The organism is Veillonella denticariosi JCM 15641 (assembly GCF_002959855.1).
In the GTDB taxonomy this organism is placed as follows: domain Bacteria; phylum Bacillota; class Negativicutes; order Veillonellales; family Veillonellaceae; genus Veillonella; species Veillonella denticariosi.
This window is the reverse complement of sequence record NZ_PPDB01000003.1, coordinates 565,486-589,615: the sequence shown is the minus strand read 5'-3', so window position 1 is coordinate 589,615 and position 24,130 is coordinate 565,486. Positions and strand designations below refer to the sequence as shown.

Annotated in this window: 6 protein-coding genes; 1 reads left to right on the top strand and 5 read right to left on the bottom strand. The window is 42.3% G+C overall.

Going from position 1 to position 24,130, the window contains the following annotated elements; translation table 11 throughout:
- Positions 1-497: 497 nt before the first annotated feature.
- Complete coding sequence (locus tag VEHSUH05_RS05035; RefSeq protein ID WP_105090921.1) at positions 498-8,711, bottom strand: ESPR-type extended signal peptide-containing protein; 8,214 nt, start codon at positions 8,709-8,711, stop codon at positions 498-500.
- A gap of 471 nt (positions 8,712-9,182) precedes the next feature.
- Positions 9,183-15,470 carry an ESPR-type extended signal peptide-containing protein gene (locus VEHSUH05_RS05030; RefSeq protein WP_105090920.1) on the bottom strand — a complete coding sequence of 2,096 codons (6,288 nt, stop codon included), beginning with the start codon at positions 15,468-15,470 and terminating at the stop codon, positions 9,183-9,185.
- 708 nt (positions 15,471-16,178) lie between these two features.
- Between VEHSUH05_RS05030 and VEHSUH05_RS05025 the strand changes: the two genes are divergently transcribed.
- On the top strand, positions 16,179-16,445 hold the full coding sequence (locus tag VEHSUH05_RS05025; protein WP_105090919.1) for a hypothetical protein: 267 nt from the start codon (positions 16,179-16,181) through the stop codon (positions 16,443-16,445).
- Between the two features lie 116 nt (positions 16,446-16,561).
- Here VEHSUH05_RS05025 and VEHSUH05_RS05020 read toward each other — a convergent pair whose 3' ends face one another.
- The 3 genes from VEHSUH05_RS05020 to VEHSUH05_RS05010 all read right to left on the bottom strand — a co-directional run bounded on the left by VEHSUH05_RS05020 (position 16,562) and on the right by VEHSUH05_RS05010 (position 23,994).
- On the bottom strand, positions 16,562-17,206 hold the full coding sequence (locus tag VEHSUH05_RS05020; protein WP_105090918.1) for a hypothetical protein: 645 nt from the start codon (positions 17,204-17,206) through the stop codon (positions 16,562-16,564).
- Between the two features lie 106 nt (positions 17,207-17,312).
- Positions 17,313-22,205, bottom strand: a complete 4,893-nt coding sequence (locus VEHSUH05_RS05015) for an ESPR-type extended signal peptide-containing protein (protein ID WP_105090917.1) — start codon at positions 22,203-22,205, stop codon at positions 17,313-17,315.
- A 649-nt stretch (positions 22,206-22,854) separates the two neighbouring features.
- Entirely contained in the window at positions 22,855-23,994 is a 1,140-nt protein-coding gene (locus VEHSUH05_RS05010) for an inverse autotransporter beta domain-containing protein (protein ID WP_105090916.1), read from the bottom strand.
- Positions 23,995-24,130: the final 136 nt, after the last annotated feature.

Sequence of the window (24,130 nt, the reverse complement as noted above, 5' to 3'; positions counted from 1 at the left end):
ACAGTTTTATAAGGGATTCAAAAACTTACACCAAAACACTAAATAATAAATTTTTCATCAAAAATTTAATTACTATACATATAAAATATCAGATTAGTTTATGAATGTAAATATATTTCTCATGATATACTCATTCATTTTCATAAATTTAACTTCATTTTACATTTATGAATTTACAAACCATCGAGAAACATATTTCCAATCATAGGAACCTTGCTGTTACAAGGTCAAACAACACATAACACTTAATACTAATGATTTTATAGTAAATTAATCACATTCATAATTTTCGATTAAAAATATATGTGTTGTATTATACACTATTATGAAAAATTTGTGAAGTCAAATACAAAGAAAGAACGAAAGTCCTTTTAGAGAGGACTCCCGTTCTTTCATTTTAGGTACTATATTAAGTTAATATCATCTTATTCTCATGGGTATTTTATGGTACATATGCTCATTTTTATGGCATGAATTTTAGATGAAATCATGATGAATTACATGCCCAATCGACTCATAATTAGAGCTAATTGACGCTTCGTTTCTTCATTATCTTTCTGTAGACGAAGGTTGTCTTCTTTCAATGCCGCATAGTCAGCCGTCAATTGTTCATCATGTACTTTCATACGAGTATTTTCAGCTTTCAAAGCGGTCATTTCATCCTGCATTACGTACATGGAGCTGATCGGACCGCCCTTGTAACGATCAGGAATCGCCTTCTTCGCATCAGAATTACCGAATTTACGAGTTACACCGGCGTTCACCATATTATGGTGGCTACCGACAGATACGCCTGCATGGAACATAGTGTCTTCCGATGTGTAGTGAGCAACGCCTAAAGCCGCTGCAGTTTCACCGCGATAGTTGCCAATACCGGCCATCACCTGAGTCGGTTCCAACGGATCATATTGAATCGGTTTCAACGCAGACATAGCCGCCGCATGAGCACCTACACGTTGCGTTTCGCCCGCTACGGAATTAATAGCATTGGCCATACCCTCCGTAACTCCCTTCAATTGATTTACATTAACCGCATCAGTGCCGTTTACACCAGGACCTACATTGCTAATTGTTTTACCACCGTTATTCAATCCATCTTTAGTAAGGCTTACGGTGTTACCGCCGGTAGGTGTAATCGTTACGCCGCCACCGTTCACAACGGTAGAGTTACCTGCAGCATCCTTAGTCGTTACAGTTTCAAGGCCTTTCAATTCTTTCGCCATACGAACCTTAAGGTTGCCCGTACCGTCGGATACGACGCCCAAGTTATCTTCGGATGTCAACTTATTAGTATCTGTAATGCCGCCGACTACGTTCACCTGTTCACTAAGCTTTTTGTTGATCACATTACCGGAATCACCGCCGTATTTCATACCGTCATCTTTGGTCGCCACCTGATGGGTCTTACCGTTTTCATTCTGGTATTTAATACGCGTAATTTCATTTCCATTGAGGTCAGAATCACCTTTATCGACAGTGATATCCGCATTGCGGCCGTCTTTACCGGTTAAGCCGATGTGACCGACGCCGTCCTTGCCGGACATGGATACAGCATCTTTACCGTCCTTGCCTGTGATGCCTACCTTGCCGTCAGTACCGTCAGCGCCGTTAGGGCCCGTAACGGATACGCCGTCTTGACCGTTTTTGCCGACTTTCACCTTATCGGCATTGACCGTATCGGTAGTGACCGTCTTGGTGGTGATACTGTCAGCCTTGAGGTTCTTAGCCATCTTGATGTTGATATTACCATCTTGGTCGGCTACAGTTTTGATATTTTCACCGGAATAATCGCTATCGACCCCTTGGCCTTCACCTTTGATGGTAACCTTTTGACCTAGATCACGGTGGAAATCACCTGTATTACCGGCAAAATCCATGCCTTTCTTCGTAATGTCATCACCTAGGTTATTAATCTTATTATCCAAGGTTTTATGGGACTTCTGCAATTGATCTTCTGTAGCAGCGCGACCGCTTGTGATGTTGTCAGGATCCCAATCTTTGTTTTCCAGACCGGTCACATGACCGTCCTTACCGTCAACAGCGACTTTACCTGCAGCAATCTTACCATCTTTGCCGTCGATAGTTACCTTATCTCCGGCCTTAATCGTACCGTTGGTACCGTCGATTGCAACATTGCCGACCTTGATTGTCCCCTTATCGCCATCGATTTCAACTTTATCACCCGCTTTGATGGTGCCTTTGTTGCCGTCGATTGTAACCTTGTCACCGGCTTTGATGGTACCGCTCGTACCGTCCATCGCAATTTGCTTCGTAGCATCAGTTCCCATTGTTATTTGGTCTTTGAGGCCCACTTTGTAATTTGTAGAACCATCACCATTAGTGGTCTTATCAACTTTGATATTATTACCTTCTGTTACGATTGCCGTAGCAGCGGCAGCGGCTTTATCCAATTGGGATTTATTAACTGCATCCTTAGGATCTGTACCGTCAGCTACTCCGGTAATTTTATTACCGGCTGCATCGATACCATCCTTCGTCATAAATGGACCATTGGTAATCTTCACGCCGTCTTTTGTAACAGCCGTCAACGGATTGCCGTCCTTATCCTGAACGGTCATACCTTCACCATTAACAACGGTTTTACCGTTTACACCATTAGTGCCATTGTTGAAAGTTATAGAATCCAGACCCTTCAGATTTTTTGCTAAACGAACATTAAGGATATTATTTTTGCTAATAACACCGATATTATTTTCGGTCAATTCATCTTCATTGGTGACACCACCCTTAATGTCCAATTGTTCATTAAGTTTTTTCTTGATGGTAGTACCCGAGTCGCCACCGTATGCCATGCCATCATCTTTGGTTGCCACTTCATGGGTTGCTCCATTTTCATCTTTGTATTTAATGCGCGTGATTTCATCTCCATTAACATCAGCAGCGCCTTTATCAGCGATAATATCCGCACTATGACCATCTTTACCAGTTAAACCGATATGACCTACACCGTCTTTACCGGACATGGACACCGCATCCTTACCGTTTTTATCTGTAACAGCTACCTTACCGTCGATGCCATTCGCCGCATCCGGACCTGTAAGAGATACGCCCTCCTTACCGTCTTTGCCGACTTTCACGGATTCAGCCTTAAGATTTTTGTTCATCTTCACGTCGATAGTCGTGTTACCTGTTGCTGCATCTTGTTTGATGAAAGTCTTAATATTGTCACCACTATAGTCGGTATCAGCAGCTTTGCCTTCACCTTGAACAGTAATAGTGGAGCCTAATTTATTGGTTTGTACACCGCCTACATTGGCATTGAATTTAAGACCTGTATCAGTTTGACCTGCCAAGGCTTGTTTCAACTGATCCTCTGTTGCAGCACGACCGGATACAATATTACCTGCATTCCAAGTCTTATTATCAAGACCTGTTACATAATTACCAGTATTAGCAGGAGTTGCGCCATCGGACTGTTTACCCATGGTTACAGTGCCGGCTTTCACAGTTTCCGTAGCCGTAACAGATGTAACATTAAGATCCTTCTTCAATTTGAGGCCGATCTTCGTATCGTCACCGGTTTGCGTGATTTCCGTCGTAATATTGTCGTCGCCGTTTACTGTTACCTTGGAGCCTAGTTTATTCGTTTTTTCGTCGTTATTATCCGCGTCAAAACGAAGACCTTTATTGGTAAGTTCAGTCTTAGCGTCATGCAATTGACCGCCGTTAACCGCATCTTTGGAATTAGCCACCACGTCGCCATTAGCAACATTGGTAATCTTTTGGTCGTTCGCATTGATGCCGTTTGAAGATACATAGTTCTTACCGCCTACGGTCAAACCGCCACTGTTGATGGTTGTACCGCCAGTTGTCACACTGTCCAAACCGGTCAATGTTTTTGATAACTTCACGTTCAATGTGCCTATACCATCAGATACAACGCCAATATTGTTATCCGTTAAATCTGCGGCCGCCGCTCCGCCTTTGATGGCAACAGTACCACCTAGCTTCTTATTAATCGTCGTGCCAGAGTCACCGTCAAAGTTCAAGCCTTTATCCACTTCGGATTTAGACGCCACATCTTTAATCGTTACGGTTTTTATTTGAGCCGGATGGTTCTTATCCTGTACGGTCAATGCCACGTCACCGTTAGCATCTACAGTATAGTCACCATTGGAGCCCGCCGCAGGATTCGCGACAAGACTAAAGTCTGTTGCATTAGCACCTTGAGTTTTGATGGCTTCAGTAACTGTCTTCAATTGATCTTCTGTTGCAGCACGTCCGCTAACAGCAGTCGGATTAGTTACGCTCCATGTCTTATTATCAAGACCAGTCACGTAGTTACCCGTATTAGCAGGGGTTGCACCATCGGGCTGTTTACCCATGGTTACAGTGCCGGCTTTCACAGTTTCCGTAGCCGTAACAGATGTAACATTAAGATTTTTCTTCAATTTAAGGCCGATCTTTGTATCGTCACCAATTTGAGTAATTTCTGTCGTAATATTGTCGTCGCCGTTTACTGTTACCTTGGAGCCTAATTTATTCGTTTTTTCGTCGTTATTATCCGCATTAAAACGAAGGCCTTTATTGGTAAGCTCGGTCTTAGCATCATTAATATTGTTGTTGAGTTCGGTTTTAGTGTCACCAATATTTTTATTAAGTTCAGCTTTAGCGTCATGCAATTGACTGCCGTTCACCGCATCTTTAGAATTAGCCGCCACATCGCCGTTAGCAACATTAGTAATCTTTTGGTCGTTCGCATTGATGCCGTTTGAAGATACATAGGTCTTACCGCCTACGGTCAAGCCACCACTATTAATAGTTGTACCGCCAGCTGTTACGCTATCCAAACCGGTTAATGTTTTCGCTAACTTCACATTTAACGTACTGCCATCAGATACGACACCAATATTATTATCCGTCAAGTTCGTAGCCGCAGCACCACCTTTGATGCTAAGCTTATCACCCAACTGTTTGTTAATTACAGCGCCGCTATCTCCATCAAAATTAAGGCCTTTGGCGATAGTCGTATTGATAGTAGAAATAGCATTTCTATTAGTCGTAATATCTTGTGTATTCTGAGCGATATTTTGCTTATTCTGAGTAATATCAGCCTTGTTCTTTGTTATATCTTGCTTATTCTTACCGATATCAGTTGTATTTTGAGCTATTTTATCCTTGTTTGTATTAACCTGTGTATTAACAGATTTCAACTGATCTTCTGTTGCAGCACGACCGGTTACGGCTTGTGGATTATTCACATCCCAAGCAGTATTGGTAAGGCCAGTTACCGTACCTGCAGTACCATCAACAGATATAGGATTAGCAGTTCCTAAAGTGATTTTATCACCTAGTCCGATTGTAAATTCCTTACCACCAGCTGCATTTGTACCTTCATCTACAGTGATATTGCTGTTTTTAGCTTTTACAGTACTTGCCTTAGCGGTTCCACCAATAGCATCCTGTAACTGGCTAAAGTTAACCGCATCAGTAGGGTCCGTGCCTTTTGCTAGGCCGGTAATCTTTTGATTATTAGCATTTATACCGCTCGGCGTTACATAGGTCTTGCCGCCTACGGTCAAACCACTACTATTAATGGTTGTTCCGCCAGCTGTTACGCTATCCAAACCGGTTAATGTTTTAGCTAACTTCACATTTAATGTGCTGCCATCAGATACAACACCGATATTATTATCCGTCAAATTCGCAGCTGCGGCACCACCTTTGATACTTAGCTTATCGCCCAACTGTTTGTTGATTACAGCGCCGCTGTCTCCATCAAAGTTAAGGCCTTTAGCGATAGTTGTATTGATTGTAGAGATAGCATTTTTATTAGTTGTAATATCTTGTGTATTTTGAGTAATATTTTGCTTGTTTTGTGCAATATCAGTCGTATTCTTACCAATATCGGTTGTATTCTTAGCTATATCTGCAGTGTTTTTAGCTATATCTGCAGTGTTTTTAGCTATATCTTGCTTATTCTTACCGATATCAGTCGTATTCTGAGCTATATCAGTCTTGTTCTTGGCTATATCTTGCGTATTTTTGCCGATATCAGTCGTATTTTGAGCAATGTCAGTTGTGTTTTGCGCTATTTTATCCTTATTTGTATTGACTTGCGTATTAACAGTTCTCAACTGATCTTCCGTTGCAGCACGACCAGTTACGGCTTGTGGATTATTCACATTCCAAGCGGTATTCGTAAGACCTGTTACAGTTCCAGCAGTTCCATCCACATTTACAGGATGTGCCGTACCTACCGCAAGTTTATTACCCAATCCAACCGTGTATTCCTTACCACCATTCGCATTGGTACCTTCTGTTACGGTTACGTTCGCGTCTTTCCCTTTTACCGTAGTGGCCTTGGCAGTACCACCGATAGCATTTTGCAATTGACTGAAATTAACCGCATCATCAGGCGCTGTACCATTAGCAACACCGGTAATCTTTTGATTATTGGCATTGATACCATTTGGTGTTATATAGGTTCTAGCACCTACACTCAAACCATTTTTACTAATCGTAGTATTCCCTGCATTAACGCTGTCCAATCCAGTTAAATGTTTTGCCAACTTTACATTTAATCTACCGGTACCATCGGATACAACACCAATATTATTATCCGATAATGCCCCTGTAGCACCGCCTTTAACGACTAGAGTATCACCTAATTTTCTCTTAATCGTAGCACCTGTATCGCCGTTAAAATTGAGTCCTTTTTCAAGAGTAGTATTGATAGTATTAATATCATTCTTATTAGTAGTGATATCACCTTGTATTTTTGTGATATTTCGTTCATTGTTACCGATACGACTTGAGTTATCTGAGATACTCTGCGTATTTCGATTAATAAAATACTGATTGGAATTAACTTTCTCATTAACCCGCTTTAACTGATCCTCCGTAGCAGCACGACCAGATACAGGTGTAGGATTATTTAAATCCCAATTTTTATTAGTAAGACCTGTTATATGTCCATTAGAACCATCTACTGTTACCGGATGTGATGCGTTTCGGCCTACAACGATTGTACTGTTTAATCCGACAGTATATTCCTTACCGCCATATGCATTAGTACCTTCTAATATTCTTATGTTCGGATCTTGTTCTTTCACCGTAGTCAATTTAGGAATACGATTAGCCACATCTTGTAATTGACTATAGTTAACTGCATCACTGCCGCCATTCCCGGGTGCAACACCGGAAATTTTTTGATTATTAGCATAAATACCGCTTGAGGATACATAGAGCTTACCGCCTACAGACACCCCTCTATTATCAATCGTGGTGTTTCCTGTTGTTACGCTGTCCAAACCGGTTACTTTTTTAGCCAATTTTACATTTAATGTACCGTTAGCTTCGGCGTGAACACCGATATTACCGTCAGACATAGCACCTCTGGCACCACCTTTAATAACTGTCGTTTGACCTAACTGTCTATTGAATGCGGTACCGGTATCTCCATCAAATCCCATACCTTTATCGATATTGTCTTTATTATATCTAATAGCATCATGGATTGTGCTTTTACCTGTAAAACCAATATTGCTCATCGTCAACTTACCGGTATCAGGATCAAGAGCAGCATTACCGCCAAGGATAGTTTTAGTTGTAGTAGCTAAATTTCCCAGACTATTTGCTACACCAAACAATTGACTACCGTTAATAGCATCTGTAGACGAAGCATTCACACGTCCTGCTGCCACATTTGTAATTGTACGTTTTACCGTATCATTACCGATACTTACGGTAGAATCCGCCGTTCCCCCCGCTAAATTCTTAAACCACAAACCGTTTACAAGCTGATTTGGGCTACTTACGGTATTAGCAGTTTTAGAATTTGCACCTAATGCAACTGACCGTTCATGTCCGGCATTAGCAGACACACCTAAAGCCATAGAATTTGTCTTCTCTGCTTTACTGCTCAAACCTAACGCCACAGAGCCTTCTGCTCCTGTAGACGTGGAAGAATTAACCCCTAAAGCCAAAGAATTCCCTCCGGATGCGACTGAGCCTTCACCTGCCGCAATATCAGCATAACCGTTGGCTGTACTAGCCCAGCCAAGTGCCGTAGAGTGAGATCCATTAGTAGTAGAATTTGTACCTAAAGCGGAAGATCCTTGTTTAAATGCTCTAGCGCCATTACCGATAGCCACCGCCCAGTCAGCTCGCGATTGTGACCCATTCCCCATCGATATGGCACCGCCACCACCGGCTTTGGCATCGTTACCAAAAGCCATGGAGGATCCTCCCCAGGCGCGCGCATTTGTACCGAATGCCTGATCATTATCTTTTCCTACAAATTGATCAGCATCATTATATCCAGCCCGGGAATTATTACCTAAAGCAAATCCATTTTTTGAAACTGATTTAGTCAAATTACCTATCGCTACACCATTATCTGCAGAAACTGTTGCCGTTCTACCTATTGCAACACCTTGCACCTTACCACTACTAACAGTAGCCCCTGTACCCAGTGCCACACTGTTATCTGCCATTGCTGTACTATTGTCACCTATCGCTACAGTACCATCTTTAGCCCTAGCGCCAGCCCCTTGCACAATAGTACTCCCATGCACGATCATTGGAGACATCATGGACATACATAAAGCCGCAGCAATTACAGCCCCCGACATCTTGGCAAATACCGATGTCATTGTCGATCGTTTCGACATATTTTTAGCTGTTTCAGCCGCAACGACATAACATCCCTTTGTACGACTCCAGATTACTTTAAAAATTCTGTTCATCTCGTCTTACTCCTTGCATAAAACTATCAGATTATACGAATATAATAAAATATTTACAATGATTTTATAAAGTAAAAACACAGTTAATATATGGATACTTGGCTACTTACTGATGTATATTATATTAAACATATCATATTTTATACTAAAAGTAAAAATAATTTCACACTATATTCACTTACAAATCGTAAATACTTATGAATATACAAAAACTCCGCCACATACCTTATGAATATGCTGAATGTACCAATTTCTTCGCATAAAATTAACTTCATGAAAAATATTTTTACCTTAGTAAACTATTATGGTCCAATTGTTACTAACCTATTTTAATTACATTACAAATCAACCATGACATATATACGCTCATTACAGAGCATAGAATCATCTTTTGCATGCAAAAAGGCGCCAAAAGCATCTCGCTTTTGGCGCCTTTTTATAGGCACTGCCTTATCAATATGTTATTTCATATTACTTCAAGCCCGCCTGTTGCATCAATAATGCAATTTGCGCTCTCATTTCTTCGTTATCGCGTTGTACTTTTTCGTACTTAGCTTTCAAAGCAGTCATTTCATCCTGCATTACATACATGGAGCTGATAGGACCGCCCTTGTAGCGTTCAGGAACCGCTTTCTTAGCATCGGAAGTACCGAATTTACGAGTTACACCGGCATTTACCATGTTATGGTGACTACCAACAGATACGCCTACATGGAACATAGTATCTTCTGCTGTGTAATGTGCAACGCCAAGAGCCGCCGCAGTTTCACCTCTGTAATTACCGATACCCGCCATCACCTGAGTTGGTTCCAACGGATCATATTGAATCGGTTTCAACGCTGAAAGTGCCGCCGCATGAGCGCCCACACGTTGCGTTTCGCCCGCTACGGAGTTAATAGCATTAGCTAAACCATCTGTAGCACCCTTCAATTGATTTACGTTAACTGCATCAGTGCCGTTTACACCAGGGCCTACATTGGTAATTGTATTACCGCCGTTGTTGAGGCCATCTTTAGTAAGGCTTACTGCGTTACCGCCGGCAGGTGTAATTGTTACACCGCCACCATTCATAACTGTCGTATTGCCTGCAGCATCCTTAGTTGTTACCGTTTCAAGGCCTTTCAAGTCTTTCGCCATACGAACCTTGAGATTGCCCGTACCATCGGATACGACACCCAAGTTATCTTCGGATGTCAACTTGTTAACATCTGTAATGCCGCCGACTACGTTCACCTGTTCATTAAGCTTTTTGTTGATCACATTACCGGTATCACCGCCGTATTTCATACCGTCGTCTTTGGTTGCCACTTGGTGGGTCTTACCGTTTTCATCCTGGTATTTAATACGAGTGATTTCATTACCGTTAAGGTCAGGATCGCCTTTATCGACAGTGATATCCGCATTGCGGCCGTCTTTACCGGTTAAACCGATATGACCGACACCGTCCTTGCCGGACATGGATACAGCATCTTTACCGTCTTTACCTGTGATGCCTACCTTGCCATCCGTACCGTCAGCACCGTTAGGACCTGTAATGGATACGCCGTCCTTACCGTTTTTGCCGACTTTCACCTTATCAGTAGTTAAGCTGTCAGTCTTAAGGTTTTTAGCCATCTTGATATTGATATTACCATCTTGGTCGGCTACTGTTTTAATATTTTCGCCGGAGTATTTATCGTCGGATTCCGTACCTTCACCTTTGATAGTAACCTTTTGACCTAAATCACGGTGGAATTCACCTGTATTACCGGCGAAATCCATACCTTTCTTCGTGATTTCATCACCTAAGTTATTAATCTTATTATCCAAGGATTTATGAGATTTTTGCAATTGGTCTTCTGTAGCAGCGCGGCCGCTTGTGATGTTGTCAGGATCCCAATCTTTGTTTTCTAGTCCTGTCACATAACCGTCTTTACCATCAACAGATACCTTGCCTGCCGCAATCTTACCATCTTTACCGTCGATAGTTACCTTATCGCCAGCTTTAATTATACCGTTTTTACCGTCAATTGTTACATTGCCGGCTTTAATAGTACCTTTGTTGCCGTCGATTGTAACTTGATCACCAGCTTTGATAGTACCTGTAGTACCGTCCATCGCGATTTGTTTCGTAGCATCAGAGCCCAATGTCACTTTGTCTTTAAGACTTACTTCATAGTTCTTTGAACCATTCGCATTGGTGCTAGGTGTAACAGTAATATTATTACCTGCCGATACCGTTGTGGATGCAGCTGCTGTAGCTTTATCCAATTGAGATTTATTAACCGCATCGTTAGGGTCAGTACCGTCAGCTACATTTGTAATCTTGTTACCGCCGTTATTTAGACCGTCTTTTGTAAGACTTACTGCATTGCCGCCAGCACGATTGATAGTCATACCATCACCATTGATAACAGTATTATTGCCGCCGTTTGTGAAAGTAGCAGACGTCAAGCCTTTCAATTCTTTCGCCAAGCGCAATTTCAATGTATCGGAACCGTCGGAAACAACACCGATGTTGTCTTCAGTAGCTAATTTGCTTTCATCGGAGATACCGCCCTTAACATTCACTTGATTGTTAAGTTTCTTTTTAATTACATTACCTGTATCGCCGCCGTACATCATACCATCATCAAGGGTTGCAAGCGTATGTGTATTGCCGTCTTTATCTTCGGTCACTAAACGATTAATGCTTGTACCATCTACACCGTTTTTAGCGTCGCCGCCTTTAATTGTAACGCCGTCTTGACCGTTTTTACCGGCAATGGCCACACTATCAGCTTTGAGGTTTTTGTTCATCTTCACATCGATAGTTGTGTTGCCATCTTGATCTTGTGTGATGAAAGTTTTAATGTTTTCACCGCTGTAGTTAGCATCAGCATCAGCACCTTCACCCTTAACAGTAACCGTAGAGCCAAGTTTATTAGTTTTTACACCGCCACTGTTAGCATCGAATTTCAAACCTTTATTAGTTAATGCGTCTTCGCTATCTTTGATTCTATCTTTCAAGTAATCCACATTAACCGCTTCGCTGCCATTATTGCCTGTAGCATACGCCACGTTTGTTACGTGAGTACCACCAGTTTTATTAGCATAAGTAGGACCTTCATAAGTTACTTTTGTCTTATCTGGACTGCCAGCAGGATCCAAGTCATACTTAACAGCGCGATCATTCAATTTATCAAGGCCGGATTTAGATGCAACATCCTTAATCTTAACGGTTTCTTTTTGACCTGCATGGTTTTTATCCTCTACGGTCAAGTCAACATCACCGTTAGAATCAACTGTATAAGCACCATCTGCAGTAGCTGCATTTTTCACCAAACGGTAATCTGTAGCAGCAGCACCTTGCTTCTTAACAACATCACTGATCTTTTTCAATTGATCTTCTGTAGCAGCGCGACCGCTTACAGGATTAGATGTGTTCACATCCCAATCCTTATTATCAAGACCAGTTACATAGTTCTTAGAATCAGCGTGTTTACCCACTGTTACACCGCCGGCTTTTACAGTATCTGTAGCAGTAAGAGTTGTAATATTAAGATTTTTATTTAATTTAACGCCGATTTTAGTGTCGTCGCCGGTTTGCGTAATTTCAGTAGTGATATTGTCATCACCATTGACTGTTACTTTAGAACCAAGTTTGTTCGTTTTTTCATCGTTATTATCAGCGTTGAAACGAAGGCCTTTATTGATAAGTTCAGTTTTAGCATCAGTGATATTATTATTTAATTCGTTTTTAGCATCGTGTAATTGACCGCCATTAACTGCATCTTTGGAATTAGCAGCCACATCCCCATTAGCAACATTCGTTACCTTTTGGTCATTCGCATTAAGACCTGTTGAAGATACATAGGTCTTGCCACCTACAGTCAAACCACCGTTATCAATCTTAGTATTACCAGCTGTAACGCTGTCCAAGCCAGTCAATGTTTTAGCTAATTTCACATTCAATGTGCCATTGCCGTCAGATTCAACACCGATATTACCATCGGATAATGTGCCTGTTGCACCGCCTTTGACGGATAGTTTTTCACCTAATTTTTTATTGATAACTGCACCGGAGTCACCATCAAAGTTCAAGCCTTTATCAAGAGTTGTATTGATAGTAGTGATATCTCCGGCATTTTTATCGATAGCAGTTTTATTAGTGTTAACTTTATCATTAACCTTTTTCAACTGATCTTCTGTCGCACCACGGCCAGGTACAGCTACAGGATTATCTACATCCCAATCTGTATTTGTAAGGCCTGTTACATGACCAGCATCACCATCTACAGTTACAGGATGTGCTGTACCTACGGTAATTTTATTGCCTAAGCCAACAGTATATTCCTTACCGCCTGCTGCGTTTGTACCTTCTGTTACAGTTACATTCGCATCCTTTGCTTTTACAGTGGATGCTTTGGCTGTACCGCCGATAGCAGCTTGTAATTGACTATAGTTAACTGCATCGCTAGGGTCGCTACCATTAGCAACATTAGTAATCTTTTGATTATTCGCATTGAGCCCTGTTGGAGATACATATGTTTTACCGCCTACAGTCAAGCCGCCGTTATCAATCTTAGTATTACCAGCTGTAACGCTGTCCAAGCCAGTCAATGTTTTAGCTAATTTCACATTCAATGTGCCATTGCCGTCGGATACAACACCGATATTACCGTCGGATAATGTGCCTGTAGCACCGCCTTTAACAGTTACAGTGTCGCCTAATTGTCTGTTGCTTACAGTACCTGTATCACCGGCAAAGTTCAAGCCTTTATTAATTTTTGTATTAATAGTGGAGATATCTTGCTTGTTTTGAGCAATATTGCCGGCATTGTTTGTAATATTTTGCTTATTAGTAGTGATATCACCGGCATTTTTTGTGATATTTTGTTTATTAGTATTGATATCTCCGGCATTTTTATCGATTGCAGCCTTATTGGTATTAACTTTTTCGTTTACCTTTTTCAACTGATCTTCTGTAGCGGCACGGCCGGATACGGCCACAGGATTCTCTACATTCCAGTCTCTATTTTGAAGCCCCGTTACATGCCCTGTAGTACCGTCAATAGTTACAGGATTTGCTGTACCTAATTTAATGGTATTACCTAGGGTCATGTTAATAGTTGTATCACCATTAGCTTGTGTGATTGCCGTATTGATATTGTTGCCGTCGCCTTTGATGGTAACTTTAGAGCCTAATTTATTATTTTTCGCGCCACCTGTATTAGCATCGAAGTTAAGCCCTCTTTCAACTTCTTCTTTTACAGCATGTAACTGACTGCCATTGATAGCATCTGTACTATTAGCATCGATACGACCGGCAGCCAAATTAGTAAGCGTACGATAGTATTTTTTAATACCTGCCACACCGGCTACATTATTGGCACCGATACTTACGGTACCTTGAGCTGTACCGCCGGCAAAGGTCTTATTGACACCGTTAACAGTTGCATTCGGAGTACTTACTATAGTTTCCGTCGTTGAGTTAGTACCTAGCGCTACGGAATTAGCCTGATCCACACGGGCATTATTCCCCATAACAAAAGAGTCTATAGCCGTCGCATATGCCCAGTTACCTAACGCCATGCTACCCTTTGCGGATACAGTGGAGTTGTTACCCATAATATGGGCCCCTTCCTCCGTCGTATCCAAATGGTTATTATTCCCCATAACACTGGAGAATTTAGAGTTAATAGTTCCGTTATTAGTCCCCCATACATACGTATCATCGGAGTTGACAATATTTTTAGACCCGATAACGGCGGAACTTGTACCGTTTGATTCCGATCCATTACCGATAGCGATAGCATCTTGCTTAGTAGCCTTAGCTTTTGTCCCTATAGAAATAGCATTTTCCTTCGTCGCTTTTGCCGTTTCACCGATAGCAATAGAGGCTTCACCGCTAGCGGAACTATCCCAACCCATAGCAGCAGCATTAGTAGCGTCAGCTGTAGAGTTAGCACCGATTGCGCGAGCACCTTGCGCCAATGCTTTAGCGCCGTTACCGATGGCTACGCCCCAATCGCCTCGGGATTGGGAACCGTTCCCCATAGCGATAGCACCACCTTTAGATGCCTTCGCATTATTACCGAATGCCATGGAGGATCCACCGTAAGCACGTGCATTGGAACCGAAAGCCTGATCATTATCAAGACCTATCAAGTTATTGCTTTCATCATAGCCGGCACGTGCATTGTTTCCCAACGCAAAGCCGTTCGTGGATTGTACTTTTGCTTCATTACCGATGGCTACACCATTATTAGCAATGGTATTCGCATTACGACCGATAGCTACAGCTTGCGCACCTTGCCCTAATGTACCCGTACCAATAGCGATTGTGTTTATATCTCTTGTTTCCGCACTATGACCGATGGCGATACCACCGCTCTTATCCGTGATGCCCGGTGTTGCCGTAGCAGGGTTAACACTTACTGTGGCACCATGACCGATAGCGATACCGTTTTGGCTTTCAGATTCGGACGGATCGTTTTTACCGACGGTAGCGTCTGTACCCATAGCCACACTATAGTCACCACGGGCATTTGTTCTATCACCAATCGCGATACCGCCGTCGTTTTCAGCTGTCGCACCGGTACCTCTTGTAATAGGTGCACCCAAAGCATCCGTCGGCATCATAACGCCTGTCAACATAACTGCAACTGCTGTAGCGCCTACCATTTTAGAGAATACAACCGACAACGAGGAACGTTTCGTCATGTTCTTTGCTGTTTCCGCCACAACAACATAGCAGCCCTTTGTGCGATTCCAAATCACTTTAAATACTCGATTCATTAATCTTTCTCCTATAAAACTTATAAAACTTACTAACTAACTATCTACATTTTAATGAAATAACAATGATGTACCGATGATGTATTGAGAATTTATCGACATTCTTGAATGTGTATATCTAAAATACCACATTTTACTGGAAAAGTAAAATTTTTTTCATTTTATTTTCACAAAATTTTGTATTTAAATTATTAATAATTTCGATAAAATTAAATATACTGAATATTCTGCATAAACACTGTATTTTTTAACTATTATTCACCTACTTTCATAAATAATGCCAAACTCTCAATAATTATGTAATAATATCACACCATATGTAACCAATTTATTTTCTCTTCATCATCCTGTTTTATGATGACCGTATAATAGAATGGTATCTCGTCATAAACGGATATCGTACACGGCGTTCTGCCATCTCGACTCAATGTACGTACACAATTACTACATACCTACTTAAGCCAATTAACTATAGCACATTACACATGTCTATGAGGGTACATTCTATTATGTGAGAAAAGGAATGATCGGTGAAAGCCATAATACCGGCATTCCTTTTCTTTTATTTTTACGCTACGAACGCGGTCCGATGAGCTTTGTGGACTTCATAGAAATAGAGCATACGTATATGAAAACTATTTATACAGTCACTCCATGTGTTTTTTAACTTTTCCTGTTATACTGAAAGCAGAAAGGAGGAACTCATCTATGTCAGAACTCAATATCTTAGAACAAAATATAGACAAACCGAATCCGGTTAACGAAGAAGATATCGTAGTCACGAGAGATAATCAAACTTTCACAATCAAAGGACGTTTTAACGGAGAAGAAGGCGTGTTCACATACGACACGGACGTTCAGCCTAACGATCAGTTAAAATTTTTGCGCCACAACTTTACGGCCATCGTAAAAAAAATTACATATAAGGTGATTCAAGGTCAGCGAATCACATTGATTGCAAAATTATATGCATAAAAATATCGGGGTATTGTTAATACAAACAACACCCCGATATTTTTTATCGGTTATACAATTATAAGAAATACAATACAACACAACAACACTTAATTCTTATAATTGAATAATCTAAATTATTGAATTGTCGGTGCATTAATCGCAGCACGAAGGTCAACTACATGAGCGTCTTCCGGTTCCGGAGCCGCCTGTTCCCCCACAGGTTTCACGCGATTATTACCGTCTTTCATGGCTTCGTTCAAGCTGAAGATCACCATTTCATTCATGTAGAAACGCAATTCATCATCATGAATATTGGCCGTATTACGATCTAAAATATCGATGATTTGTTGTGCGTAATCCAATTTACCGTCTTCCGACACCGTCACATGGTCCGTAAAGAACTGTTTGTAATCATTATACAAACGGTCTAACGCCAAGCGCGCATAGCTGTCGTTCTTGTAACGATGGCTCACGATGTACCAGCTGCGGCGAACGTTCATGTAATATAATACATTATTACGATAGCGCTCTTGCCCCTTCATAACGCGCGTATCATCCATGATGCGTTTGCCCTTCTGATCCAATTGGAATTGTGTGAAAGCATTCACAACATCGCGAACTTCTTCGCTAGGTACAGGAACTGCGACTTCCGCTTCAATCACGTTTAACGGTTCAGCAGGTTGTTCCGGCATCATCAATCGATCTTGAGCCGCATCCGCTTGACCTACCGCACATACACAAGCAAGCGCCAATACAGGCATAAATTTTTTGAATTTCATAAATCCTCCTAATGACGAGCCGCCCCCCGAAGGGCGGCTTTCATATTCCTTACATGATTCTTACATGAATAGAGTATACTAAATAACCCATTTAATCAAGTCAAATTTACTTTGTAAGCCCTGCTTGTTGCATCAACAATGCAATTTGAGCCTTCATTTGTTCATTATCTTCCTTCACAGAGGATAATTCATCAATACGTTGTTGCATACGTGCATTATCATCCTTAACAGAAGACAGCTCATTGAGGCTTTCTTGCATGCGTACATTTTCAGCTTTCAACGCTGTCACTTCATCTTGCAACACATAAATAGAGCTGATAGGGCCGCCCTTGTATCGTTCAGGAACCGCTTTCTTAGCATCGGAAGTACCGAATTTACGAGTTACACCGGCATTGACCATGTTATGGTGGCTACCTACGGACATTCCTACATGGAACATCGTATCTTCCGCCGTATAATGAGCAATGCCTAGAGCCGCCGCTGTTTCACCGCGATAGTTGCCGATGCCGGCCATCACTTGAGTCGGTTCCAACGGATCGTACTGAATAGGTTTCAACGCTGAAAGTGCCGCCGCATGAGCGCCTACACGTTGTGTTTCGCCCGCTACCGCATTAATGGCATTTGACAAGCCGTCAGTAGCATCTTTCAATTGATTTACGTTAACCGCATCGGTTCCGTTTACGCCAGGGCCGACATTACTGATCGTATTGCCGCCGTTGTCGAGGCCGTCTTTTGTGAGGCTCACCTGGTTGCCGCCGGCCGGAGTGATGGTCACACCGCCACCGTTCATAACGGTCGTATTACCGTCAGCGTCCTTAGTCGTTACGGTTTCAAGACCTTTCAAGTCTTTCGCCATACGAACCTTAAGGTTATTGCTACCGTCGGATACGACGCCCAAGTTATCTTCGGATGTCAACTTGCTAGCATCAGTAATGCCACCCACTACATTAACTTGTTCGTTAAGCTTTTTCTTGATTACGGAACCGCTATCGCCACCGTATTTCATACCATCGTCTTTAGTTGCCACTTGGTGTGTCTTACCATTTTCGTCCTGGTACTTAATACGAGTGATGTCGTTACCGTTGAGGTCCGGATCACCTTTATCGACAGTTATATCCGCATTGCGGCCGTCTTTACCGGTTAAACCGATATGACCGACACCGTCTTTACCGGACATGGATACAGCATCTTTACCGTCTTTGCCTGTGATACCTACTTTGCCGTCTGTACCGTCAGGACCTGTAATGGATACACCGTCTTGACCGTTTTTACCGACTTTTACTTTATCAGTAGTTACGCTGTAAGTCTTAAGATCTTTCGCCATCTTGATAGTAACATTACCGTTTTCGGCTACGGTCTTAATATTCTCACCGGAATATTTATTGTCAGACTCTGTACCTTCACCTTTGATAGTAACCTTTTGGCCTAGATCACGATGGAATTCACCTGTATTGCCAGCGAAATTCATACCTTTTTTCGTGATTTCATCGCCTAGATTAGTAATCTTATTATCCAAGGATTTGTGGGATTTTTGCAATTGGTCTTCTGTAGCAGCACGACCGCTTGTGATGTTGTCAGGATCCCAATCTTTGTTTTCCAGACCTGTCACATAACCGTCTTTACCGTCAACAGCGACTTTGCCTGCCGCAATCTTGCCGTCTTTACCGTCGATAGTTACCTTATCGCCGGCTTTGATAGTTCCGTTTGTACCATCAAAGGAAACTTGTTTCCCCGCATCTTTGCCCAATGTCACCTGATCTTTAAGGCTTACTTCATAATTCTTGGAACCATTAGCGTTATCGCTAGGTGTAACAGTGATATTGCTGCCTTGAGAGACCGTCGTGGAGGCTTTCGCTGTAGCGTTATCCAATTGGGATTTATTAACCGCATCCATAGGATCCGTACCGTTGGCTACATTGGTAATCTTGTTGCCGCCGTTGTTTAAGCCGTCTTTTGTGAGGCTCACCTTATTACCGCCGGCAGGATTGATTGTCATTCCTTCACCGTTGATAACAGTATTATTACCACCGTTTGTGAAAGTTGTAGACGTTAACCCCTGTAATTCTTTTGCCAATTTTACATTCAATGTACCGTTGCCGTCAGATACAACACCGATATTATTGTCGGATAATTTAGCTGCATCAGCACCGCCTTTGATAGTTACGGTATCACCTAATTTTCTGTTGCTTACGGCACCGGTATCACCGGCAAAGTTCAAACCTTTTTCAAGAGTCTTATTGATATCGGAAATATCCTGTTTATTCTTATTGATGTTCTGCGTATTGTTGGCGATATCTCCGGCATTTTTCGCAATGTTTTGTTTATTACCAGCGATGTCCTGCTTGTTCTTATCGATATCATTTTTATTATTAGCGATATTTCCGGCATTTTTATCAATAGCGGATTTATTCGTATTAACTTTGTCGTTAACCTTCTTCAACTGATCTTCCGTCGCAGCACGACCGGATACAGCTACAGGATTATCCACATTCCAATCCGTATTCGTGAGGCCTGTCACATGACCTGTATCACCATCTACGGTTACAGGGTTCGTTGTACCTACGGTAATTTTATTACCGAGACCGACAGTATATTCCTTACCGCCTGCCGCATTTGTACCTTCCGTTACGGTTACATTCGCATCCTTCGCTTTCACAGTGGATGCCTTCGCAGTACCGTTGATAGCTTTTTGTAACTGACCGTAGTTAACTGCATCATTAGGATTGCTGCCGTCCGCCACGTTGGTAATCTTTTGATTGTTCGCGTCGATGCCGTTCGGCGTTACATAGGTCTTACCGCCTACAGTCAAGCCGTCGTTGTTGATTGTTGTACCGCCGGCAGTAACGCTTTCTAGACCGGTTAACGTTTTCGCCAATTTTAGATTTAATGTACCGTTGCCGTCAGATTCAACACCGATATTACCGTCGGACAATGTGCCTGTAGCACCGCCTTTTACAGTTACGGTATCACCTAATTTTCTGTTGCTTACAGCACCTGTATCGCCAGCAAAATTCAAGCCTTTATTAATTTTTGTATTAATAGTGGAGATGTCTTGCTTGTTTTGAGCAATATTGCCGGCATTGTTTGTAATATTTTGCTTATTATCAGTGATAGCTTGTTTATTCTTATCGATTTGATCCTTATTAGTATTAACTTTATCGTTTACCTTCTTCAACTGATCTTCCGTTGCAGCGCGGCCAGATACAGCCACAGGACTATCTACATTCCAGTCTTTATTTTGAAGGCCTGTTACATGGCCTGTAGTACCATTAATCGTTACAGGGTTCGTTGCACCTATTGTAACGGTGTTACCTAAAGTCATATTAATAGTTGTATCACCATTAGCTTGTGTGATTGCCGTATTGATATTGCTGCCGTCACCTTTGATGGTAACTTTAGAGCCTAATTTATTATTTTTCGTGCCGCCTGTATTAGCATCGAAATTAAGCCCTCTTTCAACTTCTTCTTTTACAGCATGTAACTGACTGCCATTGATAGCATCTGTACTATTAGCATCGATACGACCGGCAGCCAAATTAGTAAGCGTACGATAGTATTTTTTAATACCTGCCACACCGGCTACATTATTGGCACCGATACTTACGGTACCTTGAGCTGTACCGCCGGCAAAGGTCTTATTGACACCGTTAACAGTTGCATTCGGAGTACTTACTATAGTTTCCGTCGTTGAGTTAGTACCTAGCGCTACGGAATTAGCCTGATCCACACGGGCATTATTCCCCATAACAAAAGAGTCTATAGCCGTCGCATATGCCCAGTTACCTAACGCCATGCTACCCTTTGCGGATACAGTGGAGTTGTTACCCATAATATGGGCCCCTTCCTCCGTCGTATCCAAATGGTTATTATTCCCCATAACACTGGAGAATTTAGAGTTAATAGTTCCGTTATTAGTCCCCCATACATACGTATCATCGGAGTTGACAATATTTTTAGACCCGATAACGGCGGAACTTGTACCGTTTGATTCCGATCCATTACCGATAGCGATAGCATCTTGCTTAGTAGCCTTAGCTTTTGTCCCTATAGAAATAGCATTTTCCTTCGTCGCTTTTGCCGTTTCACCGATAGCAATAGAGGCTTCACCGCTAGCGGAACTATCCCAACCCATAGCAGCAGCATTAGTAGCGTCAGCTGTAGAGTTAGCACCGATTGCGCGAGCACCTTGCGCCAATGCTTTAGCGCCGTTACCGATGGCTACGCCCCAATCGCCTCGGGATTGGGAACCGTTCCCCATAGCGATAGCACCACCTTTAGATGCCTTCGCATTATTACCGAATGCCATGGAGGATCCACCGTAAGCACGTGCATTGGAACCGAAAGCCTGATCATTATCAAGACCTATCAAGTTATTGCTTTCATCATAGCCGGCACGTGCATTGTTTCCCAACGCAAAGCCGTTCGTGGATTGTACTTTTGCTTCATTACCGATGGCTACACCATTATTAGCAATGGTATTCGCATTACGACCGATAGCTACAGCTTGCGCACCTTGCCCTAATGTACCCGTACCAATAGCGATTGTGTTTATATCTCTTGTTTCCGCACTATGACCGATGGCGATACCACCGCTCTTATCCGTGATGCCCGGTGTTGCCGTAGCAGGGTTAACACTTACTGTGGCACCATGACCGATAGCGATACCGTTTTGGCTTTCAGATTCAGATGGATCATTTTTACCAACAGTAGCGTCTGTACCCATAGCCACACTATAGTCACCACGAGCATTTGTTCTATCACCAATCGCGATACCACCATCATTTTCAGCTGTCGCACCGGTACCTCTTGTAATAGGTGCCCCCAAAGCATCCGTAGGCATCATAACGCCTGTCAACATAACGGCAACTACTGTAGCGCCTACCATTTTAGAGAATACAACCGACAAAGAAGATCGTTTCGTCATATTCTTAGCTGTTTCCGCCACGACTACGTAACAACCCTTTGTACGATTCCAAATGACATTATAAATTCGATTCATAATAATCCTTTCCTACCGAGCTGTCGGTAAAAACATCATCCGTCTGCATTTCCTCACACAGCAAACATAATTTGAAATAACAAAAAAGAAGTGATAGAGACGGGTGATCATCTACACTTCCAACACAACGATAATATTCAGATTTACGATCCGAATATTGTATTTTTCAATGATTATTCATCTTACTCTCGCCCTAGACTATACAATATCAAAAAAATTCTATCTTGTAAACAGCTTTTTCATGTTTTCTTCATTTTTATATTTTTATTAATAAATTTAATAGTTAAGATAAAGAATCTTCATTTTACTAGCATTTAGCCGATAAAATTATCATTAAATTTAGTGATAAACGTCCCACATAATAAAAATCGTCCCACAGGAACATATACAAAAATTGTCACATATTCATGAAATATTAATTTTTACACAATTTTTCACACGACCGAACATAACAAATGTATACCATACATATGTTAGACTACATATTAAACTACATATATTAGACTACATACACATTACAATACATTTACATTTACATTTACAATAACTATCACATATATACGGTAAAACTAAAAGCCGAGGCTCTAAAACCTCGGCTTTCACCATATCATTTCTATATAGATATATTTATATTATTATCTCTTGCAGACTAATCAACGTGCACCGTATGTTGGCGGCGCACATTTTCCAGCATATTCGCGCGAACCGATGTTTTCGCATCCGATCGATGGTTGCCGCCGAACCACGCCGTATCGATACCGGCCAGACGGAACATGATCTTGCCGTACGGACTGCCGTGCTTATGCTCCGGCTTGTTGTAGCCCATATCTACAGAAACCCGCGGCGTGAGCTGCATCTCCGTACCGATGCGCAAACCGTGCTTATCCGCACCTCGCCTCAACTGCCAACGATAGGCCTCCATATACACGCGAGCCCAACGAGCATTCTTGAAGCTGGTCCCGTATTCCGCAGTATATCCGTTAGACACGCTCTCCAAGCGCGTCGCACCGTCAAGGGAACGCTCGCCGGACACACCGCGATACCAGTTCATGCGAAACGCACCGATGCCCGACACGTACTCCAGCCCGACGCTCACACGGCCGTGATTTCCTCTGAACCGATGATCATAAAACAGATTGCCGCCGTAATAATGGTCATCATTCGCCGCGACTCGACGATACCCGACACCTACATTCGCCGTCGCCCCCGTATCCGCCGCATTCGCCAGACGCTCCTGCGTGAACCACACATAACGGGATGCCTCATCATAATGACCTAGCGGCTGCAATGTTTCTACACCGTACAAGGGTTTCCAGTTTTTCTGAAAGCGCAACGACAAGACAGTTCGCTGCATCCACGGTTTCGCCGTTGACCCGTGCATCGCGGAATGAACCCCAGTCATGACCACCGCCTGCAACGCGGAGTTGACCGCATCCGTATCGGAATAACGGGTCGTCTTTTTATCCGTTGAGTCCGGCATCTTCAATCCGCCCTGACCGATAACATGATCCGGCGTATGAGAGGAGTTAACGCGGAATGTATCATCTAATTTGATAGTCTTCCGGTCATCTGTTGATTCGGATTTGATTTCGGAATTTGAACGACTCTTCACCGCCCCATTTGCAAATACCGATGTATCTGAGGCATCAGACGATACGTCCCTGCTTTCACTATGAACTTGTTTTACCGTGGTCGCCTGCATAGGCTGCGCCGTCCTGTCCACCTGTTCCCCCGACACGGGTATAACGGACATGCAAAGGGCCGCTACCAACACAATTATATATTTCATTACACACTCTTATTTACAAACACACATCTCTGACTACGTACTTAATGACTCTCACTGATTACGCACGCTGATTTCATTCTTAATTAGGTACATTGGTTATTCATGCTTTCATCATGAAAAATTCGTGAAATTATTT